The sequence below is a fragment of the Corallococcus llansteffanensis genome (assembly GCF_003612055.1).
GTDB lineage: Bacteria > Myxococcota > Myxococcia > Myxococcales > Myxococcaceae > Corallococcus > Corallococcus llansteffanensis.
On record NZ_RAWB01001059.1, the window covers coordinates 1 to 1,124 of the forward strand.

The 1,124-nt window shown below is 66.3% G+C and carries 1 protein-coding gene; it reads left to right on the top strand.

The window, feature by feature from the left end:
* The coding region (gene tuf / locus D7V93_RS43305; RefSeq protein WP_120648700.1) for an elongation factor Tu at positions 1-1,124 on the top strand (1,124 nt) is incomplete at both ends.

A 1,124-nucleotide genomic window follows, 5' to 3' on the forward strand; every position in this document is an offset into this window, starting at 1 on the left:
CGCAGCCTGCCCCACGTGAACATCGGAACGATTGGGCACGTGGACCACGGCAAGACGTCGCTGACGGCGGCCATCACGAAGGTGCTCGCGAAGTCCGGCGGCGCCACGTTCATGGCGTACGACCAGATTGACAAGGCGCCGGAGGAGCGGGAGCGCGGCATCACCATCTCCACGGCCCACGTGGAGTACAAGACGAAGAACCGCCACTACGCGCACGTCGACTGTCCGGGACACGCCGACTACGTGAAGAACATGATCACGGGTGCGGCGCAGATGGACGGCGCCATCCTGGTGGTCTCGGCGGCGGACGGCCCGATGCCGCAGACGCGTGAGCACATCCTCCTGGCCCGCCAGGTCGGCGTGCCCTACATCGTCGTCTTCCTGAACAAGGTGGACATGCTGGACGACCCCGAGCTGCGCGAGCTCGTGGAGATGGAGGTGCGTGACCTCCTGAAGAAGTACGAGTTCCCCGGCGACAGCATCCCCATCGTCCCCGGCTCGGCGCTCAAGGCGCTCGAGGGTGACATGAGCGACATCGGCGAGCCGGCCATCCTGAAGCTGATGGAGGCGGTGGACAGCTACATCCCGACGCCTGCGCGCGCGACGGACAAGCCCTTCCTGATGCCCGTGGAAGACGTGTTCTCCATCGCCGGCCGTGGTACGGTGGCGACGGGCCGCGTGGAGCGCGGCATCATCAAGGTCGGCGAGGAAGTCGAAGTCGTCGGTCTGCGCGCGACGCAGAAGACGGTCGTGACGGGCGTGGAGATGTTCCGCAAGCTGCTGGACGAGGGCCGCGCGGGCGACAACATCGGCGCGCTGGTCCGTGGCCTCAAGCGCGAGGACATGGAGCGTGGCCAGGTGCTGGCGAAGCCGGGCTCCATCACGCCGCACACCAAGTTCAAGGCGCAGATCTACGTGCTGTCGAAGGAAGAGGGTGGGCGCCACACCCCGTTCTTCAAGGGCTACCGCCCGCAGTTCTACTTCCGCACGACGGACGTGACGGGGACGGTGAAGCTGCCGGACAACGTCGAGATGGTGATGCCGGGCGACAACATCGCGATCGAGGTGGAACTCATCACCCCGGTGGCCATGGAGAAGGAGCTGCGGTTCGCCGTTCGTGAGGG